At 42.0% G+C, this 238-nt stretch carries 1 protein-coding gene; it reads left to right on the top strand.

What is annotated here, in order from left to right:
- A partial coding sequence (locus AOA60_RS23625) for a stage II sporulation protein R (RefSeq protein ID WP_178075409.1) occupies nt 1–196 on the top strand: 196 nt, incomplete at its 5' end.
- Between the last annotated feature and the right edge of the window lie 42 nt (nt 197–238).

The raw sequence follows: 238 nt of genomic DNA, 5'->3' as shown, positions 1-238 counted from the left end.
GTTAGGAGATGGACAAGGGGATAACCGGTGGTGCGTTCTGTTCCCACCACTTTGTTTCTTAGACTTCTCCAATGGTGATGCAGTGGAGCACGAAGCTGAGCATGATGAATCAGATGTGGAAGAAGAGCAAGAAGTAGAAGTGTCTTTCTGTATCGTTGAAATTTTCTCTAGCATCGTTGTTAGATTTAGAGCTTAATAGAGTTTTATGAGTTGTAGAGCTAAAGCTGGAATGCAAATG

Origin of the sequence: Pseudomonas sp. 2822-17 (assembly GCF_002742485.1) — a bacterium.
Lineage (GTDB): Bacteria > Pseudomonadota > Gammaproteobacteria > Pseudomonadales > Pseudomonadaceae > Aquipseudomonas > Aquipseudomonas cyclaminis.
Note: the sequence above shows the minus strand (reverse complement) of the source record. Positions and strands in the feature narration are given on the sequence as shown.